The 729-nt window shown below is 56.4% G+C and carries 1 protein-coding gene; it reads right to left on the bottom strand.

The features are described 5' to 3' along the window. Window positions 1-91: 91 nt before the first annotated feature. A complete protein-coding gene (locus tag AC1DRJ_RS30920; RefSeq protein ID WP_477805457.1) occupies window positions 92-427 on the bottom strand; it encodes a hypothetical protein in 336 nt (111 codons plus the stop codon). Between the last annotated feature and the right edge of the window lie 302 nt (window positions 428-729).

Here is a 729-nt window from a genome sequence, read left to right as displayed (position 1 = left end):
CCCCCGTTGGGCTGCGAAGCGGCCCCAAAAAAATGGGATAGCTGCGCTGTCCAACGGGGGCAAGCCCCCTCGCCACAGCGTGTGAGCACCGTTACTTACGCGCCAATTTGTACCGCACACACTCCTCATAAAAACTCTGCCGCACGGCAGCGGGCTTGAATCGCGACGGGCTGTCATAGGTCTGCTCGGTGATGCCCATGGCCATCATGTGCATCCACGGTTTGTTGAACTTGTAGGTGTGTATCTTCTGGCGAGCGGCATACAGCGATACCCCGGACAACTTGAGCTCCTGGGCGCGGGCCGCCGTCCCCGCACCCCAGTCGCACATATAGCGGTCATTGGGTTTCAACTCCTTGGCGTGTACCGCGCCAGCCATGCCCGCCAGGGCGAACGAGATCATCGTGACCGCTACATTGCGCAATTCCATTCCGCCTAACCACCTGAAAATAAAGTGATTTTGGCGATAACTTTGCGCCAGCGGGGCCAGCAAATTGCCTTATTTGCATAGAACCACCATTATCAGGTTCGGTGTGCCGGGATCGACCCAAAAGCCAATGACCTCTCCTCAACGCAACGCCGGTGAAAGTGTGTTAAGCATTCGTTTGAATTGTATGAGCGTTACAAACATCGCCAGACGGCTGTTGATTATGCTGCTGGGCTTTGTCGTGCCTGGCATGGCCAGTGCCGGGCCAATGCCTGCGAACATGGTTTATTTGCGCACCATCGATC

This window comes from Pseudomonas sp. P5_B2 (assembly GCF_056400445.1).
The sequence above is the reverse complement of the archived record's forward strand: the minus strand, read 5'-3'. Positions and strand labels throughout refer to the sequence as shown.

Coding starts and splice junctions, on each gene's coding strand:
- AC1DRJ_RS30920 (WP_477805457.1), bottom strand. CDS start 427: ATGGAATTGCGCAATGTAGCGGTCACGATGATCTCGTTCGCCCTGGCG.